Source organism: Nocardioides sp., assembly GCF_025965415.1.
Classification (GTDB): domain Bacteria; phylum Actinomycetota; class Actinomycetes; order Propionibacteriales; family Nocardioidaceae; genus Nocardioides.
The window spans coordinates 1-15709 of record NZ_JAOPWY010000037.1; the positions used below are offsets into that span (position 1 = coordinate 1).

Genomic DNA, 15709 nt, shown 5'->3' on the forward strand with positions numbered 1-15709 from the left:
CCCGCGGGGTGCCCGTGCCCTCGGCGTGCGGCTCGAGCCGGCGCAGGGCGGGCGCCAGCAGGGCCAGCGCCACGACGACGAGGGCGACCGCGCCGAGGAAGACCCAGCGCCAGTGCCACACGTCGGCGACCAGGGCGGCGAGGCCGGGCCCGAAGAGCGCCGGGAGGACCCAGGCCGCCGCGAACGAGGCGAACACCGCCGGCCGGAGGGCGGGCGGGTAGACCAGCCCGACGACGACGTACAAGCCCACGGTCAGGGCCCCGCCGCCCAGCCCCTGCAGCACGCGGCCGGCCAGGAGCACCTCCATCGTCGGGGCGAGGCCGCAGACGAGCAGGCCGAGGGAGAACAGGGCCATCGACGCCAGCAGCGGCACGACGGGTCCGGTGCGGTCGCTCCACGCGCCGGCGGCGACCATGCCGACCACACCGCTGGCCAGCGGGGCGGCGAAGGCCAGTGCGAAGAGCCCCAGGCCGTCGAGGTCGCGCGCCACCGTCGGCATCACGGTCGCCACCGCCATCGCCTCGAACGCGACGAAGGCGATCAGGCCGAACATCCCGATCGTGGTGGCCGCGTAGGCCGGGGAGAGGATCCGTTCGCGCGGGGTGGTGGAGACGGTCACGTCGAGGACGCTAGATCCTGAGGTGCACCTGAGGGCAACCGGGATCGCCCCGGAATATCCGTGCCGCCGATCGTGCTGTGGCGTCAGTGACCTCGCCTGCTCCCGCCCTGTCCGTGCTCGACCTCGTGCCGGTCCGCAGCGACCAGACCACCGGCGACGCCATCGCGGCCTCGCTCTCGCTGGCCCGGGTGGCCGACGACCTGGGCTACCGCCGCTACTGGGTGGCCGAGCACCACAACATGCCGGCCGTCGCGGCGACCAACCCGCCCGTGCTGATCGCGATGATCGCCTCGGCGACCTCGCGGATGAAGGTCGGCTCGGGCGGCGTCATGCTCCCCAACCACGCGCCGCTGGTCGTCGCCGAGCAGTTCGCCCTGCTGGAGGCGGCCTTCCCCGGTCGCGTCGACCTCGGCATCGGCCGCGCCCCGGGCACCGACGCGCTGACCCGCTACGTCCTGCGCGGCAGCAACGCCGAGAGCGCCGACGAGGCCGTCACCCGCTTCCCGGAGTACGTCGACGACATCCGCACGCTGATGTCGACCGAGGGCGTCGAGCTCCAGATCGGCCCTCGCCGCCAGCCCCTGCGCGCGACGCCGTCCGCCCGCTCGGTCGCCGACATGTGGCTGCTCGGCTCGTCGGACTACTCCGCCCGGCTCGCTGCCGAGAAGGGCCTGCCCTACGTCTTCGCGCACCACTTCTCGGGCGAGGGGACCGGCGCTGCCCTCGACCTCTACCGGTCGTCGTACCGGCCGTCCCCGGAGCACCCCGAGCCGCGCACCTTCCTCACCGTCAACGCCGTCGTCGCCGAGACCGAGGAGGAGGCCCGCCGGCAGGCGCTGCCCAACGTGCAGCAGATGATCGCGCTCCGCACCGGCGCGCCGCTGCACCCGCAGCGGCTGGTGGAGGAGGCGGAGGCGGTCGAGATGACGCCCGAGCAGCGCGCCTTCGGCCACTCCATGTCGGCGCGCTGGATCGTCGGCTCGCCCGAGCAGGCCCGTGCCCGCGTCGCGGAGCTGGCGTCGACGTACGGCGTCGACGAGGTGATGGTGCACCCGGTGGCCGGTGCCGCAGCGGGGGCCGACGTCAGGACCTCCCCGCAGCGCGAGACCACGCTGCGGCTGCTGGCGGCCTGACGACCCTCAGTGGCGCTCCTCCAGGCCGACGGCCTGGCGGAGCTTGGTGACGGACTCGTGCAGGTCGGGGTCGTCGGCAGCGCGGGACGTCATCAGGTCGGCCAGCGCCTCGGCGAGGACGTTGAGCTTCTCCTGCGCGGCCTCCTCGGAGCGGCGTCCGGCGTTCTCGAGGAGCACGAGGAGCAGCAGCGACAGGATCGACGACCCCGTGTGCAGGGCCAGCTCCCACTTGGTGACGGTCTTCCAGAGCGGGTAGCTCGCGGCCCAGAGCACCAGGGCCACGAGGATGATCGCGAAGAAGGGTGCCCGGCTGACCCGGTCGTTGACCGCGTCGACGAAGCGCTCGAAGTGGTTGGGGCGCTTGTCCTGCTGGCGGGACTCGTCCGCGTCGTTGTGCTCCATGGGCGGAATCTAGCGGTCCCCCGTGGGCGGTCGCTCCTGGTCGCCCCGGCCCAGTCCCGCGTCGCGCGCCCGGATGATCACGTCGGCGCGGTCGGTGGCCTGGAGCTTGGCCAGGATGCTCGTGATGTTGTTGCGGATCGTCTTCGGCGAGAGGAACAGCTGCTGGGCGATCTGGCCGTTGTTGCGGCCCGCGGCCAGGGCCAAGACGCCACGGGTGCTGGTCCATGCTGCGGACGACAGACGGGCCGCGGTGGCTGCGCGTCCGCCCGCAGGAGGACCCCCGTCCGCCCCGAGTAGGGTGCCGTCCATGACCCAGTGGGAATACCAGGTGGCGCCGATTCCGCTCCACAACGAAGCGCTCATGCTCAACAACTTCGGTCAGGACGGCTGGGAGCTGGTGGCCATCCACACCAACGCCCAGGGCGGTCTTGTGGCCTTCCTCAAGAAGCAGAAGGCGGCCTGACGTGGGCGCCGAGGCCACCCTGGCCGAGCTGGGCATCACGCTCCCCGAGGTCGTCCCGCCGCTCGCGGCCTACCAGCCCACCGCCCGCACCGGCAGCCTCGTCTTCACCTCCGGCCAGCTGCCGGCCCGCGACGGCGAGATGCTCGCGATCGGCAAGGTCGGCGGCGAGGTCACCGAGGAGCAGGGCTACGAGTGCGCCCGCCAGTGCGCCCTCAACGCGCTCGCCGCGGTGAAGGCCGAGATCGGCTCGCTCGACGAGATCAAGCGGGTCGTCAAGGTCGTCGTCTTCGTCGCCTCGACCCCCGACTTCACCGGACAGCCCAAGGTCGCCAACGGCGCCTCCGAGCTCCTGGGCGAGGTCTTCGGCGACGCCGGCAAGCACGCCCGGTCCGCGGTCGGCGTCGCGGTGCTCCCCCTCGACGTGCCGGTCGAGGTCGAGATCATCGTCGAGGTCTGAGTGGATCGTCTGCCACTCCCCGAGGCCCTCGTCGCGCAGGCCCAGGCGTACGCCAACGGCGACGCTACCGCCGCCGAGCCGCGCGACGCCGCGACCGTGGTGCTGCTGCGCCCCGGGGCCGGAGGCTCCGAGGTCTACCTCCTGCGCCGCCAGACGTCCATGGCCTTCGCCGGCGGGATGTGCGTCTTCCCCGGCGGTGGCGTCGACCCGCGCGACTTCGACGACGAGTTGGTCGACCGCGGGCTGTGGTCCGGGCCGTCCCCGGCCGAGTGGGCCGAGCGGCTCGGGTGCGACGAGCCGAAGGCCCGTGCGCTCGTCTGTGCGGCCGTGCGGGAGACCTTCGAGGAGTCGGGCGTCCTGCTCGCCGGGGCGAGTGCCGGCGAGGTCGTCGCCGACACGACCGGTGACGACTGGGAGGCCGACCGGGTCGCCCTCGAGTCGCGCGAGCTGTCGCTGACCGCCTTCCTCGAGAACCGCTCGCTGGTCCTGCGCACCGACCTCCTCGGCGCCTGGTCGGGCTGGCTGACGCCGGACTTCGAGCCGCGCCGCTACCGCACCTGGTTCTTCGTGGCCCGGCTGCCCGAGGGGCAGGTCACCCGCGACGTGTCCACCGAGTCGTCGTCCGTCGCGTGGGCGGGTGCGCTCGAGGCCGTGGAGCAGGTCGAGGCCGAGCAGATCCTGATGATGCCGCCTACCTGGCTGACCTGCCTCGACGTCGCGCAGCACGCCGACCCCGACGCCGTACTGCTCGAGGCGCAGGGGCGCCGGGTCGAGATGTTCATGCCCGAGGTGGTGGCCGACGGAGACACCTACATCCTGTCGACGCCTCCTGCCTACGCCGCGCTGATGGCCACCCGATGAGCGAGTCCGGCTGGGCCGGCGGGTCGTTCGGGTCGACCGGCACCTGCGTCCTCGCGCCCAACGCCGACATCATGACCCTCGACGGCACCAACACCTGGGTGCTCCGCGACCCCGGCTCCGCGCGCTCGGTCGTCGTCGACCCGGGCCCGTCGATCGCCGCCCACCTCGACGCGATCGACGCGGCCGCCGGCGACGTCGCCGTGGTGCTGCTGACCCACCACCACGCCGACCACAGCGAGGCCGCGCGGGAGTACGCCGAGCGGCACGGCTGCGGCGTACGCGCCCTCGACCCGGCCCACCGCCTCGGCTCGGAGGGCCTGGGGGAGGGCGACGTCGTCTCCGTCGGCGACCTCGAGCTGCACGTCGTGGCGACGCCCGGCCACACCGCCGACTCGCTGTCCTTCGTCGTCCCGCAGGACCGCGCGGTGCTCACCGGCGACACCGTGCTCGGTCGCGGCACGACCGTCGTCGCGCACCCGGACGGCCAGCTCGGCGCCTACCTCTCCTCCCTGGAGCGGCTGCACGCGCTGTGCGGGGAGCAGGGGATCACGTCCGTCTGGCCGGGCCACGGGCCGGTCATCGACGACGCCCTCGGAGCCCTCGACTTCTACCTCGCCCACCGCAAGCAGCGTCTCGACCAGGTGCGCGAGGCCCTGCGCGACCTCCACGCGGTCCAGCGCGAGGGCGGCGCCTTCCCCCACGAGGGCCTGCCGCGCGCGATCGTGGAGATCGTCTACGCCGACGTCGACCCGGTCCTCTGGGGTGCGGCGGAGCTGTCGGTGCGCGCGCAGCTGGCGTACCTCTCCCACTCCTCGGGATAGTCCGCATCAAAGAGCTCCTGCCGAGGCCGTCCTGGGGAGCTTTTTGACGCGGACTACGCCGAGGGGAGCTCCGGAGCTCGGACCGGCGAGCGCGAGGGGCTTGCGTCCCGCCACCGTCGGGAGTGAGGTGGGGGACATGACCGACTCTCCCGTGGACCATCTGGCTCGGGCGCTCGACCAGGCAGGCCAGGCCCTCGACGCCGTCACCGCCGACACCCTCGACCACCCCACCCCCTGCTCGGGCTGGACCGTGCGGCGGCTCGCCGGCCACGTCGCCTCCGGGCCGGCCCGGATGGCGCAGATGGGGCGTGGCGAGGAGGTGGACTTCGGCGCCGACCCGGGCATCGCCGACGGCGAGTGGGGGCCGGCGTTCCGGTCGGGCGCCGACGAGCTGCTCGCCCAGATCCACGACCTGCCAGCCGAGAAGCAGGGGACCGCGGGCTTCTGGACCGCCGAGCTCGCCGTCCACTCCTGGGACCTCGTGCGCGGGACCGGAGCCGACGTCGCCCTCGACGACTCGATCGCCGAGGCGGGGCTGGCCGCGATGCGGGGCGGGCTGACCGACGACAACCGTGGAGGCGCCTTCGGCCCCGAGGTGCAGGTGCCCGACGACGCGGGGGCCTACGAGCGGCTGGTCGCGTTCTCCGGTCGCGACCCGCGGGCCTGACCTCGCCGTCGTACGGACCCCACGTCCGTCCCGCCGGCTGCCTCCCGCGTGGGCCGGCGCGCGGGCGGGGTGTTCGGTCCGTACGACCGCGGCTGCGGCAGTCGGCTAGGTCAGCCGGCGCCAGAGTCGCCGCAGCCCCATGAGTACGGCGATCGCTGCCGCCACGCCGAGCCCGATGATCCACGAGATGTCGCGCTGGTCCGTGGGCTGCGTGAAGTCGTGCGTGAGCTGCTGCGACGACGTGCCGTCGAGGTCGGGGACGAGGTCGACGGCGATGCTGAGGCTCGACGTGTCGGGGACGTCGCGCACCAGGAAGCGGTAGGTCCACTCGGACTCGGGGCGGTCCGGCGAGGTGAAGATCACGAGGTGCCGGCCCTCGACGTAGCTCCCGGCGGGGGCGTCGACCCGCGCCACGAGGAGGCTGTCGTCCGCCCAGCCGACCGGGGTCACGGCGGCGCCGTCGGGGTAGAGGTCGCTCGGCAGCTCGCGGTCGGCGTCGGTGCCGTCGGCGGTCTGGAAGGGGACCGCCGCGGTCGCCTCGTCGCCGAGCGGGTAGGTCGCGCTGATGCCACCGCCGGGGGCCGGGACGCCTGTCAGCGGGGTCTTCCTGCTGGCGCCGGTGTCGGGGTCGATCGTCCATGACTCGACCGGGGGCTCCACGTCGTCCGCGGTGGCGAAGCCGTAGACGTCCACGGCCAGCTGCCCGTCGGCGGTCCAGGAGATGGCGCGCGGGGTGCCGGTGCCCGGTGGCACGTCCACCAGGTCGGACACGCCGGTCGTCAGGTCGACCACGACGTACCGGGACGTGGAGAAGGACGGCTGCCCTGCGGGTCCCTCGGCGAAGACCGTGGCCGCGTAGGCGACCTGCCGTCCGTCGGGCGAGACAGCCAGCAGCGGGCCGGTCGAGCGGTCGGCGAGGAGGTCGAGGACCTGGAGATCGGGGAAGCTCGGCAGCTCGACCCGGTGCGCCACGCCCGTCGTGGCGTCGACGAGGACCGGCGTGCCGGTCTCTTCGACATAGGCCACCGAGGCGCGGCCGATCGCCAGTTCGGTGATCGGCTGACCCTCCGGATCCTCGATCGTGCTGGGGATCGCGCCGCCCTCGACCTCCCCGCTGGACGCCGTACGCGCCTCGCGGTCGTTGGTGGAGACCAGAGTGGCGACGCCGCCGACCGAGACGATCAGCGCGAGCACGGCAGCGACAGCGAGCACCTGGCCGCGGCGACGCGCGGCGCGACCGCGCTGCCAGAGGTCGTCGGCGACCGGCATCGGGGCCGAGGAGTCGGCGATCCGGTGGAGGGTGGTGCGGAGGTCCGGGTCCGGCTGGGTGGTCATGCGTCTGCTCCGATCAGCTCGGCCAGCTCGGGGGCGAGGGCCCGGAGCCGAGCCAGCGCGTGGCGGCTCGTGGACTTCACGGTGCCGGCGGAGATCCCGAGCGCGCGCGCCGTCTCCACCTCCGTGAGGTCCTCGTAGAAGCGCAGCACCAGCACGGTGCGCTGCTTGGACGTCAGGCGGGCGAGCGCCTGGTCGAGAGTGAGGCGCAGGTCGGTGTCGGCCGACTCGACCGCCCCGTCGTGCGAGACCAGCGGGGTCTCGGTGATCCTGCGGCGCCGCCACCAGGAGATGTTCTGGTGGTACATCGCGCGCCGGACGTAGGCCTCCGGCGAGGTGTGGATCCTGCCCCAGTGCTTCGCCGCCTGCAGCAGCGCGGCCTGCACGAGGTCCTGCGTGAGGTGGTGGTCGCCGGTCAGGAGGTACGCCGTGCGCGCGAGCGCGGCACCGCGCGCGTGCACGAAGGCGTCGAACCCAGCCCTGTCGTCAGTGATCACCGCAACCCCCTTCACGACGTACGACGCACGCGGGCGCCGGGTCGGGGGTCAGTCGGCGCGGAGAAGTTTCAGCGGGCGCGGCGCGAGAGGCGCTCGAGGTCCATGATCACCACGGAGCGGGGCTCCAGGCGCAGCCAGCCGCGCGAGGCGAAGTCGGCGAGCGCCTTGTTGACCGTCTCGCGGGAGGCGCCGACCAGCTGGGCGAGCTCCTCCTGGGTGAGGTCGTGGTGGACGTGGACGCCGTCGTCGGCGGTGCGGCCGAAGCGGTCGGCGAGGTCGAGCAGCGCCTTGGCCTCGCGGCCGGGGACATCGGAGAAGACCAGGTCGGCGACGACGTCGTTGGACTTGCGCAGGCGGCCGGCGAGCTGCGACAGCAGGCCGCGGGCGACCATCGGGCGGCCGTCGAGCCACTTGAGGAGGTCCTCGTGCGACAGCGAGGCGAAGGTGGCGTCGGTGACCGCGGTGACGGTGGCCGAGCGCGGGCCCGGGTCGAAGAGGGAGAGCTCGCCGAACATCTGGCCGGGGCCCATGATCGCGAGGAGGTTCTCCCGGCCGTCGGAGGCGGACCTGCCGAGCTTCACCTTGCCCTCGGTGACGACGTAGAGCTTGTCGCCGGAGTCGCCCTCGTGGAACAGGACGTCGCCACGGCGCAGCGTGGTCTCCGCCATGGAGCCGCCCAGGGCGGTGGCCGCCTCGTCGTCGAGCGAGCTGAACAGCGGTGCCTGCCGAAGCACGTCGTTGTCCACGTCAATCCTCCATGTCGGTGCGTCCCTGGCCATGCCTTGTCACGGGGCCCTCGGGATCGGCACGATCCTAGCCGTGCTCTGGGTCACAAGGGCCACTCCGCCCCGATGGAAGGCGGTTTGCGCCACCTGCGGGGGTGTCGGGGGCGGACCGTAGGCTGAGCCCGTGCCTGCCCCGATCGAGATCGCCAAGCCCGACACGACGCTGGTCCGGCGGGCGCGCCGGATGGACCGGATCCTGGCCGAGACCTATCCCGACGCCCGGGCCGAGCTGGACTTCACCAACGCCTTCGAGTGCCTCGTCGTCACCGTGGTCTCCGCACAGACCACCGACCGCCGGGTCAACGCCGCGAGCCCCGCGCTGTTCGCGGCGTACCCGACCCCCCAGGCGATGGCGGCCGCCTCGCGCGAGCACATGGAGCAGCTGCTCGGCCCGCTCGGGTTCTTCCGCGCCAAGACCGACTCGCTGCTCAAGCTCAGCCAGGCGCTCGTCGAGCGGTACGACGGCGAGGTGCCGGCGCGTCTCGAGGATCTCGTCACCCTGCCCGGGGTCGGCCGCAAGACCGCCAACGTCGTGCTCGGCAACGCGTTCGGCAAGCCCGGCATCACCGTCGACACCCACTTCGGCCGGCTGGCCCGCCGCTTCGGCTGGACCGAGGAGACCGACCCGGTCAAGGTCGAGCACGCCGTGGGCGCGCTCTTCCGCAAGCGCGACTGGACGATGCTGTCCCACCACCTCATCTGGCACGGCCGCCGCCGCTGCCACGCCAAGAAGCCGGCGTGCGGGGCCTGCCCCCTGGCGAAGCTGTGCCCCTCCTTCGGTGCCGGCCCGACCGACCCGGTGGAGGCCGCGAAGCTCGTCACCACGCAGGGCCCCGCATGAGGAAGGTCCTCGCAGCGCTGACGCTCGCCCTCTCGCTCACCGCGTGCACGTCCGACGGCGACGGCATCGACGTACGCCCCCCCGACGTGCAGGTCGACACCCCGGCGCTGCGCGCGGCCAAGGACCGCATCGGCATGCAGGACTGCGAGCCCGGCACGGGCGGTCCGGTCGACGGGGGCCTGCCCTCGGTGACCCTGCCCTGCCTCGGCGGCGGCCCCGACGTCGACCTCTCGTCGCTGCGCGGGCCGATGGTGATCAACCTGTGGCAGGCCAACTGCGGTCCCTGCCGCGAGGAGATGCCCGCGCTGCAGGCCTTCCACCGGCAGTACGCCGACAGGGTGGCGGTCGTCGGCATCGACTTCAACGACGTCCACCCCGACGGCGCCCTGGCGCTGGCCGAGGAGACAGGGGCGACCTATCCCTCGGTCGCCGACCCCGGCGGCGACCTGATGGCCGAGCAGGCCTTCGCCATCGCGCGCCGCGGGCTGCCCGTCTTCCTCTTCGTCGACGAGACCGGGCGTGTCGTCGGCCAGGACTCGGGAGGCATCACGTCCGTCGGCCAGGTCGAGGACCTCGTCGCCGAGCACCTCGGGATCACCCTGTGATCGAGAAGGAGAGCAGCCTGTGATCGAGGGGACCGCCCTCCCCGGCTGGCTGGCGCCCGTGGTCGAGGCGGCGTCCTCGATCACCGTCCACGAGCTGACCCGCTTCATGCCGCCGGAGGGCAACCGCGCCCGGCGCGGCGCCGTACTCATGGTCTTCGCCGACCGGGGGGTCTCGACGGCGTTCGACCCGGAGGGTGCGCCGGACCCCGACGACCTCGCCCATCGCGGCGAGCTGCTGCTGACCGAGCGGGCCCACCACATGCGCTCCCACCCGGGCCAGGTGTCCTTCCCCGGCGGGTCGCTCGACGCGGGCGAGACCCCGCGCCAGGCGGCGCTGCGCGAGGCGTACGAGGAGATCGGCCTCGACCCGGCCGGGGTCGAGGTGTTCGGCGAGCTGCCCGAGCTGTGGCTGCCGCCGAGCAACTTCGCCGTGACGCCGGTCCTGGGGTACTGGCGCGACCCGGGCGAGGTCCGCATCGAGAGCCCCGACGAGGTGCACGCCATCCACCACGTCGCGATCGCCGACCTGCTCGACCCGCAGCACCGCATCAACGTCCGCCACCCCAGCGGCTGGACGGGTCCGGGCTTCCTCATCGGCCCCGACAAGGACGTCATCCTGTGGGGCTTCACGGCCGGCATCATCGCCCGGCTGTTCGGCTACCTCGGCTGGGACGAGGACTGGGACCGGGCGCGCGTGCGTGACCTGCCGGACCACATGCTGCAAGGTGTCCCCCAGAACACCGACCTGGCGCCCAACACCAAGCTCGAGGAGTAGCCGCATGAACCTCCTCGACTGGTGCCTCGTCGCACTCGTGGGGATCTATGCCCTCTCCGGCTACTGGCAGGGCTTCATCACCGGCGCCTTCGCCACGGCCGGGCTCCTGCTGGGCGGCCTGCTCGGCATCTGGGCGGCCCCCCTGGCGCTCGGCGACGCGTCCCCGTCGCTGTGGGTCTCGCTGGGCGCCCTCTTCATCGTGATCATCTCCGCGTCGCTGGGCCAGGCGATCTTCCAGTACGTCGGCTCCCGGATCCGCGCGCGCATCACCTGGCAGCCGATCCGCGCCGTGGACGCCGTCGGAGGGTCGGCGCTCAGCGCGGTCGCCGTGCTCCTGGTGGCATGGGCGCTCGGCGTCGCGGTGTCCGGCACCCGCATCGGCGCGATCACGCCGCTGGTGCGCGACTCGGCGATCCTGGCCAAGGTCGACGAGACCCTGCCGGCCGACTCCAGCAAGGTGCTGCAGACCTTCAACAACGTCGTCGGCACGACCTTCTTCCCGCGCTACCTCGAGCCGTTCGCGCCCGAGCGGATCGTCGCGGTCAAGCCGGGCGACCCGCGCATGCTCACCGACCCCGACGTGGTCGCCGCCCAGGCCAGCGTGGTCAAGGTCCGCGGCGCCAACGGCTGCGGTGGCGGCGTCGAGGGCACCGGCTTCTTCTACGCGCCCGGTCGGCTGATGACCAACGCCCACGTCGTCGCCGGCGTCACCCGCCCCGAGGTCGAGGTGGACGGGTCGTCCGTCGTCGCGTCGGTCGTGCTCTACGACGCCGACCTCGACATCGCGGTCCTCGCCCTCCCCGACGCCGGGATCCCGCACCTCGCCCTCGACACGACCGCGGAGCCCGGCGACAACGTGGCGGTGCTCGGCTATCCCGAGGACGGCCCCTACGACGTCGAGTCCGGCCGCATCCGCTCCCAGCAGCGGCTGCGCTCGCCCGACATCTACGGCGAGGGCACCGTGATCCGGCAGGTCTACTCGCTGCGCGCGCTGATCCGCCCGGGCAACTCCGGCGGCCCGATCCTCACCTCGGCCGGCGACGTCGCCGGCATGGTGTTCGCGGCCTCGGTCAGCGACCAGGACACCGGCTACGCGCTGACCGCGGGCCAGGTCACCGAGTCCGCCGCGCTCGGCGTGACCCGCGAGGCGCCGGTCGACACCGGCACCTGCGTGCGCTGAGCGGCGTACAGCCCTCGACGCCACGCCGGCGGGCGGTGATGGAGCCACATTGTTGAGCCGCGGAGTGTGGCTGGATCACCGCTCGGTCGGCGCGTCCCGCGCCGGACAGGTGCGAGCGGTGCTGAAGCCACAGTCGTGGGCTCAGGAACGTGGCTGGATCACCGCTCGAAGGGGGAGCGGCGAGCGTCAGCCCTTGCCCTTGAGCGCCGACGGGATCTGCTTGCCCTGCTTGATCGCCTTCTCGGGCGCCTTGACCTGCTTGACCTGCTTGATGCCGATGAAGGCGAGGAGGCCGGCGATGAGGACGTAGAGGCCGAACACGATCAGGAAGGCCCAGTGGAGGTCGAGGCCGTCGCCGTTCCAGTGGATGAAGTAGGCGATCGAGACCGACAGCATGACGATCGCCAGCAGGCCGAGGAACGCGGCGCCGGCGAAGAGGCCGATGCCCAGGCCCCCGTGCTTGACGCTGACCTTGATCTCGCTCTTGGCCAGCGCGATCTCCTGCGAGATCAGTGTCGAGATGTCGCGCTGCGCGTCCATGACGAGCTTGCCGAGCGTCGGATCGGTGTCCTTGATCGGTTCGTTCGCCATGTGGAGCGGTCCTTCGGTGTACGCCGGTGAGCTGACGGCTGCGACCCTACCAACGGGTCCGTCTACACTTACCTCTCAGGTGAGCCGGGAAGTCTGGTCGGCCCGTGGACACGTCTGCGGTGATGGTGCAACGACCACCCCGAAAGGTGTGCCACCGCATGGCTCCACGATCGATCAACCCCCACGACGACCCGAGCAACGGCAGTGTCGACGACCTCTGGGAGACCGGGCCGTCCTACATGGCGAGCGACAAGCCGCTGGCCCGCCTGGTCGCGCGGCCGGTGCGCGAGTTCCTCCGCGTCGAGGCGGCGGGCTCGCTGCTGCTGCTGCTCGCGGCGCTGGTCGCCCTCGTCTGGGCCAACAGCCCGTGGGCGGCGTCGTACGACACGCTGTGGCACACCCACCTCACCCTCGACGTCGGTCCGCTGCACCTCGACGAGACGCTGCAGCACTGGGTCAACGACGCGTTGATGGTGATCTTCTTCTTCGTCGTGGGGCTCGAGATCAAGTACGAGCTGGTCAACGGCGACCTGCGCGACCCGAAGACCGCGGCCCTGCCGATCATCGCCGCGATCGGCGGGATGGTCGTGCCGGCCGGGCTCTACCTCGCGCTCAACCCGCCCGGCAGCGACGGCAGCGCCGGCTGGGGGATCCCGATGGCCACCGACATCGCCTTCGCTGTCGGCGTGCTCGGGATCCTGGGGCGCCGTATCCCGTCGGCCGCCCGGCTGTTCCTGCTGACGCTGGCGATCGTCGACGACATCGGCGCGATCCTGGTGATCGCCGTCTTCTACACCTCCGACCTCTCGATGGGCTGGCTGGCGATCGCGCTCGCGCTGCTGGCCGTCATGGCGCTCGCGCGGATGCTGCGCATCTGGACGATCGTCGTCTACGCCGTGCTGGGCGTGGGCGTGTGGTTCGCGCTGCTCGAGTCGGGCGTGCACGCCACCCTGGCCGGCGTCGCGATCGGCCTGCTCGCTCCGGCCGGCCCGCTGCTCAAGGAGGAGGTCGCCCGCAGCCACGCCCGGGCGGCGCTGCGCGACAACGTGCTCGACCCCGACGAGCTGGCCAGGCTGCGCTTCCTGCTCAAGGAGTCGGTGTCGGTGGTGGAGCGGCTGCAGAGCACGCTGCACCCGGTGTCGTCGTACGTCGTCCTCCCGGTCTTCGCCCTCGCCAACGCGGGCGTCGAGCTCGGGGCGATCGGCAAGGTCTTCACCGACCCGATCGGGCTCGGCATCGTGCTGGGCCTCGTCGTCGGCAAGCCGCTCGGCATCTTCGTGGCCTCGTTCGTCGCCGTACGCCTCGGGCTGGGCCGGCTGCCCGAGAGCACCACCTGGTCGATGATCTTCGGCCTCGGCGCGGTCGGCGGCATCGGCTTCACCGTGTCGATCTTCATCGCGGGGCTGTCGTTCCCGGGTGCCGACCTGCTCACCGAGGAGGCCAAGATCGCGATCCTGCTCGCGTCGCTGTTCGCGGCTGCCGTGGGCGTCGCGCTTCTGATGGCGGCGACCCGTGGGCGGGCGTCCGAGCCGGACCGGGAGCCCGACACCGCCGACACCTGAGGTCGCACCGGACGGGTGCCGGCGGGGCCGGGCGGCAAGGCTCGGAGAAGGGCAGGTGCACCGCGCCGGACTCCACGAACGACCCGACCCGGCGGTGCGTGCGGTCGACGAGCTGGTCAGGCACCACGAGGTCGCCGGGCGCCACCGAGCCGCGTACGCCGAGCGACCGCAGGGCCCACGCGTTGGCGCGGTAGGGGATGCCGTGCGGGTGGAGACCTCGTGCTCGGTCGGGTCGGGGAGGAAGGCGTAGAAGCCGGAGCCGCCGATGACGGCGACGTCGGCCCGAGGAGTCGGGGTCACGGCCCGAAACCAGCCGACCCGGCAGAGGGTCTCTGCCGGGTCGGACGGTGCTCGTCGTGCTGCAAGGACTCAGTCCTCGGAGGCGGCCGAGCCCTCCTTGCCCTTGATCAGGTCCATCACCGTCGAGTCGGCGAGGGTGGTCACGTCGCCGACCTCGCGGTGCTCGGCGACGTCCTTGAGCAGGCGGCGCATGATCTTGCCGGAGCGGGTCTTGGGCAGCTCGGGCACGACCATGATCTGGCGCGGCTTGGCGATCGCGCCGATCTCCTTGGCGACGTGGCGGCGCAGCTCCTCGACGATGTCCTCGCCGCCGTCGCCCGCGGAGTCGCGGAGGATGACGAAGGCGCAGACGGCCTGGCCGGTCATGTCGTCGGCGGCACCGACCACGGCCGCCTCGGCGACCTTGGGGTGCGAGACGAGCGCCGACTCGATCTCGGTGGTGGAGAGGCGGTGGCCCGACACGTTCATCACGTCGTCGACGCGGCCGAGCAGCCAGATGTCGCCGTCCTCGTCGAGCTTGGCGCCGTCGCCGGCGAAGTAGAGGCCCTCCCAGCGCGACCAGTAGGTGTCCTTGAAGCGCTGGTCGTCGCCCCACAGCGTGCGCAGCATGGCGGGCCACGGCTCGCGGACCACGAGGTAGCCGCCGTTGCCCTTGCCGACCGACTCCGCCTCGTCGTTGACCACGTCGATCGCCACGCCCGGCAGCGCCTTCATCGCCGAGCCCGGCTTGCCGGCGGTGACGCCGGGCAGCGGGCTGATCAGGATCTGGCCGGTCTCGGTCTGCCACCACGTGTCGACGATCGGACAGCGCTCGCCGCCGATGACCTCGCGGTACCACATGTAGGCCTCGGGGTTGATCGGCTCACCGACCGAGCCGAGCAGCCGCAGCGACGACAGGTCGTAGCCGTCGGGGATCTCGCGACCCTGCTTCATGAAGGTGCGGATCGCGGTCGGGGCGGTGTAGAAGATCGAGACCTTGTAGTCCTGGATGATCTGCCACCAGCGGCCCTTCTCAGGGGTCCCCTCATACATCACCTGCGTCGCGCCGTTGGCCAGCGGGCCGTAGGCCATGTAGGAGTGCCCGGTCACCCAGCCGACGTCGGCGGTGCACCAGTAGACGTCGTCGTCCTTGAGGTCGAAGACCGACCAGTGCGTGTACGACGTCCCGGTGAGGTAGCCGCCGGTGGTGTGCAGGATGCCCTTGGGCTTGCCGGTCGTGCCGGAGGTGTACATGACGTAGAGCGGGTGCTCGCTGTCGAAGGCCTCCGGCTCGTGCTTGGTGCTGGCCTTCTCGACGGTGTCGTGCCACCAGACGTCGCGGTCCTCGGTCCTGGTGGTCCGTCGTACGGGCCAGGACGTCGACTGGGACGACTCACGCGACAAGTGGTGGCACGAGACCGTCGAGAAGGCCTCCACCGAGCACGAGGCCGAGGCCTTCGACAGCGAGCACCCGCTCTACGTGATGTACACCTCCGGCACGACCGGGAAGCCGAAGGGGATCCTGCACACGACCGGCGGCTACCTCGTCGGCACGTCGTGGACCCACTGGGCGGTCTTCGACCTCAAGGACGACGACGTCTACTGGACCGCGGCCGACATCGGCTGGGTCACAGGCCACTCCTACGTCGTCTACGGGCCTCTCGCCAACGCGACGACCAGCGTGATCTACGAGGGCGCACCGGATGCGCCGCACCGCGGCCGCTGGTGGGAGATCGTCCAGAAGTACGGCGTGACCATCCTCTACACCGCACCGACGGTCATCCGGACGTTCATGAAGTGGGGCGAGGACGTCCCGAAGGGCTTCGACCTCTCCACCCT

18 protein-coding genes and 2 pseudogenes are annotated in these 15709 nt (G+C 72.2%); 12 read left to right on the forward strand and 8 right to left on the reverse strand.

Annotation, left to right across the window (positions count from 1 at the left end; all coding sequences use genetic code 11):
* On the reverse strand, window positions 1–619 hold a 619-nt coding region (locus tag JWN97_RS04380; RefSeq protein ID WP_297618876.1), incomplete at its 3' end, for an MFS transporter.
* An 86-nt stretch (window positions 620–705) separates the two neighbouring features.
* Here JWN97_RS04380 and JWN97_RS04385 point away from each other — a divergent pair.
* Window positions 706–1752, forward strand: a complete 1047-nt coding sequence (locus JWN97_RS04385) for an LLM class flavin-dependent oxidoreductase (RefSeq protein WP_297618879.1) — start codon at window positions 706–708, stop codon at window positions 1750–1752.
* A gap of 6 nt (window positions 1753–1758) precedes the next feature.
* Here JWN97_RS04385 and JWN97_RS04390 read toward each other — a convergent pair whose 3' ends face one another.
* Window positions 1759–2154, reverse strand: coding sequence for a low affinity iron permease family protein (locus JWN97_RS04390; RefSeq protein ID WP_297618882.1), 396 nt, complete (start codon window positions 2152–2154; stop codon window positions 1759–1761).
* A gap of 9 nt (window positions 2155–2163) precedes the next feature.
* Window positions 2164–2358 (reverse strand): LuxR C-terminal-related transcriptional regulator, encoded by a 195-nt coding sequence (locus JWN97_RS04395; RefSeq protein WP_297618894.1) that lies wholly within the window; start codon window positions 2356–2358, stop codon window positions 2164–2166.
* A 103-nt stretch (window positions 2359–2461) separates the two neighbouring features.
* Here JWN97_RS04395 and JWN97_RS04400 point away from each other — a divergent pair, with 103 nt between their 5' ends.
* From JWN97_RS04400 to JWN97_RS04420, 5 genes are all read left to right on the forward strand, one after another.
* Window positions 2462–2617: a hypothetical protein gene (locus tag JWN97_RS04400; RefSeq protein ID WP_297618897.1), complete on the forward strand. Its 156-nt coding sequence runs from the start codon at window positions 2462–2464 to the stop codon at window positions 2615–2617.
* 1 nt (window position 2618) lies between these two features.
* Window positions 2619–3074, forward strand: a complete 456-nt coding sequence (locus JWN97_RS04405; protein WP_297618900.1) for a RidA family protein — start codon at window positions 2619–2621, stop codon at window positions 3072–3074.
* A complete protein-coding gene (locus JWN97_RS04410; RefSeq protein WP_297618903.1) occupies window positions 3075–3935 on the forward strand; it encodes an NUDIX hydrolase in 861 nt (286 codons plus the stop codon). It abuts the gene before it with no gap.
* Window positions 3932–4756 (forward strand): MBL fold metallo-hydrolase, encoded by an 825-nt coding sequence (locus JWN97_RS04415; protein ID WP_297618907.1) that lies wholly within the window; start codon window positions 3932–3934, stop codon window positions 4754–4756. The genes JWN97_RS04410 and JWN97_RS04415 overlap by 4 nt, the downstream gene beginning before the upstream one ends.
* A gap of 136 nt (window positions 4757–4892) precedes the next feature.
* Complete coding sequence (locus JWN97_RS04420) at window positions 4893–5423, forward strand: maleylpyruvate isomerase family mycothiol-dependent enzyme (RefSeq protein ID WP_297618910.1); 531 nt, start codon at window positions 4893–4895, stop codon at window positions 5421–5423.
* Between the two features lie 105 nt (window positions 5424–5528).
* Here JWN97_RS04420 and JWN97_RS04425 read toward each other — a convergent pair whose 3' ends face one another.
* The 3 genes from JWN97_RS04425 to JWN97_RS04435 form a co-directional block, all read right to left on the reverse strand.
* Window positions 5529–6758: a hypothetical protein gene (locus JWN97_RS04425; protein ID WP_297618913.1), complete on the reverse strand. Its 1230-nt coding sequence runs from the start codon at window positions 6756–6758 to the stop codon at window positions 5529–5531.
* The gene (locus JWN97_RS04430; RefSeq protein ID WP_297618917.1) at window positions 6755–7252 is read right to left on the reverse strand and encodes a SigE family RNA polymerase sigma factor; all 498 of its coding nucleotides are present in this window, start codon (window positions 7250–7252) and stop codon (window positions 6755–6757) included. Before JWN97_RS04430 ends, JWN97_RS04425 begins: the two co-directional genes overlap by 4 nt.
* 68 nt (window positions 7253–7320) lie before the next feature.
* Window positions 7321–8031 (reverse strand): Crp/Fnr family transcriptional regulator, encoded by a 711-nt coding sequence (locus JWN97_RS04435; protein ID WP_363321251.1) that lies wholly within the window; start codon window positions 8029–8031, stop codon window positions 7321–7323.
* A 190-nt stretch (window positions 8032–8221) separates the two neighbouring features.
* On the opposite strand from JWN97_RS04435, the gene nth reads away from it, so the two are divergent.
* From nth to JWN97_RS04455, 4 genes are read left to right on the forward strand one after another with little or no spacing between them, the layout of a single operon-like run.
* Window positions 8222–8878, forward strand: a complete 657-nt coding sequence (gene nth, locus JWN97_RS04440; RefSeq protein WP_297618940.1) for an endonuclease III — start codon at window positions 8222–8224, stop codon at window positions 8876–8878.
* The gene (locus JWN97_RS04445) at window positions 8875–9483 is read left to right on the forward strand and encodes a TlpA disulfide reductase family protein (RefSeq protein WP_297618923.1); all 609 of its coding nucleotides are present in this window, start codon (window positions 8875–8877) and stop codon (window positions 9481–9483) included. Before nth ends, JWN97_RS04445 begins: the two co-directional genes overlap by 4 nt.
* Window positions 9484–9502: 19 nt before the next feature.
* Window positions 9503–10258, forward strand: coding sequence for a CoA pyrophosphatase (locus JWN97_RS04450; protein ID WP_297618926.1), 756 nt, complete (start codon window positions 9503–9505; stop codon window positions 10256–10258).
* A gap of 4 nt (window positions 10259–10262) precedes the next feature.
* Complete coding sequence (locus JWN97_RS04455; RefSeq protein WP_297618930.1) at window positions 10263–11438, forward strand: MarP family serine protease; 1176 nt, start codon at window positions 10263–10265, stop codon at window positions 11436–11438.
* 186 nt (window positions 11439–11624) lie between these two features.
* Here the strand turns inward: JWN97_RS04455 and JWN97_RS04460 are convergent, their stop codons facing one another.
* Window positions 11625–12029 carry a phage holin family protein gene (locus JWN97_RS04460; RefSeq protein ID WP_297618933.1) on the reverse strand — a complete coding sequence of 135 codons (405 nt, stop codon included), beginning with the start codon at window positions 12027–12029 and terminating at the stop codon, window positions 11625–11627.
* Window positions 12030–12187: 158 nt separating this feature from the next.
* Between JWN97_RS04460 and nhaA the strand changes: the two genes are divergently transcribed.
* On the forward strand, window positions 12188–13591 hold the full coding sequence (gene nhaA, locus JWN97_RS04465) for a Na+/H+ antiporter NhaA (protein ID WP_297618936.1): 1404 nt from the start codon (window positions 12188–12190) through the stop codon (window positions 13589–13591).
* 369 nt (window positions 13592–13960) lie between these two features.
* Here the strand turns inward: nhaA and JWN97_RS04470 are convergent.
* Window positions 13961–15211, reverse strand: a pseudogene (locus tag JWN97_RS04470) (acetate--CoA ligase); the annotation flags it as partial.
* A 4-nt stretch (window positions 15212–15215) separates the two neighbouring features.
* Between JWN97_RS04470 and JWN97_RS04475 the strand changes: the two are divergent.
* Window positions 15216–15709: pseudogene (locus JWN97_RS04475) on the forward strand (AMP-binding protein); the annotation flags it as partial.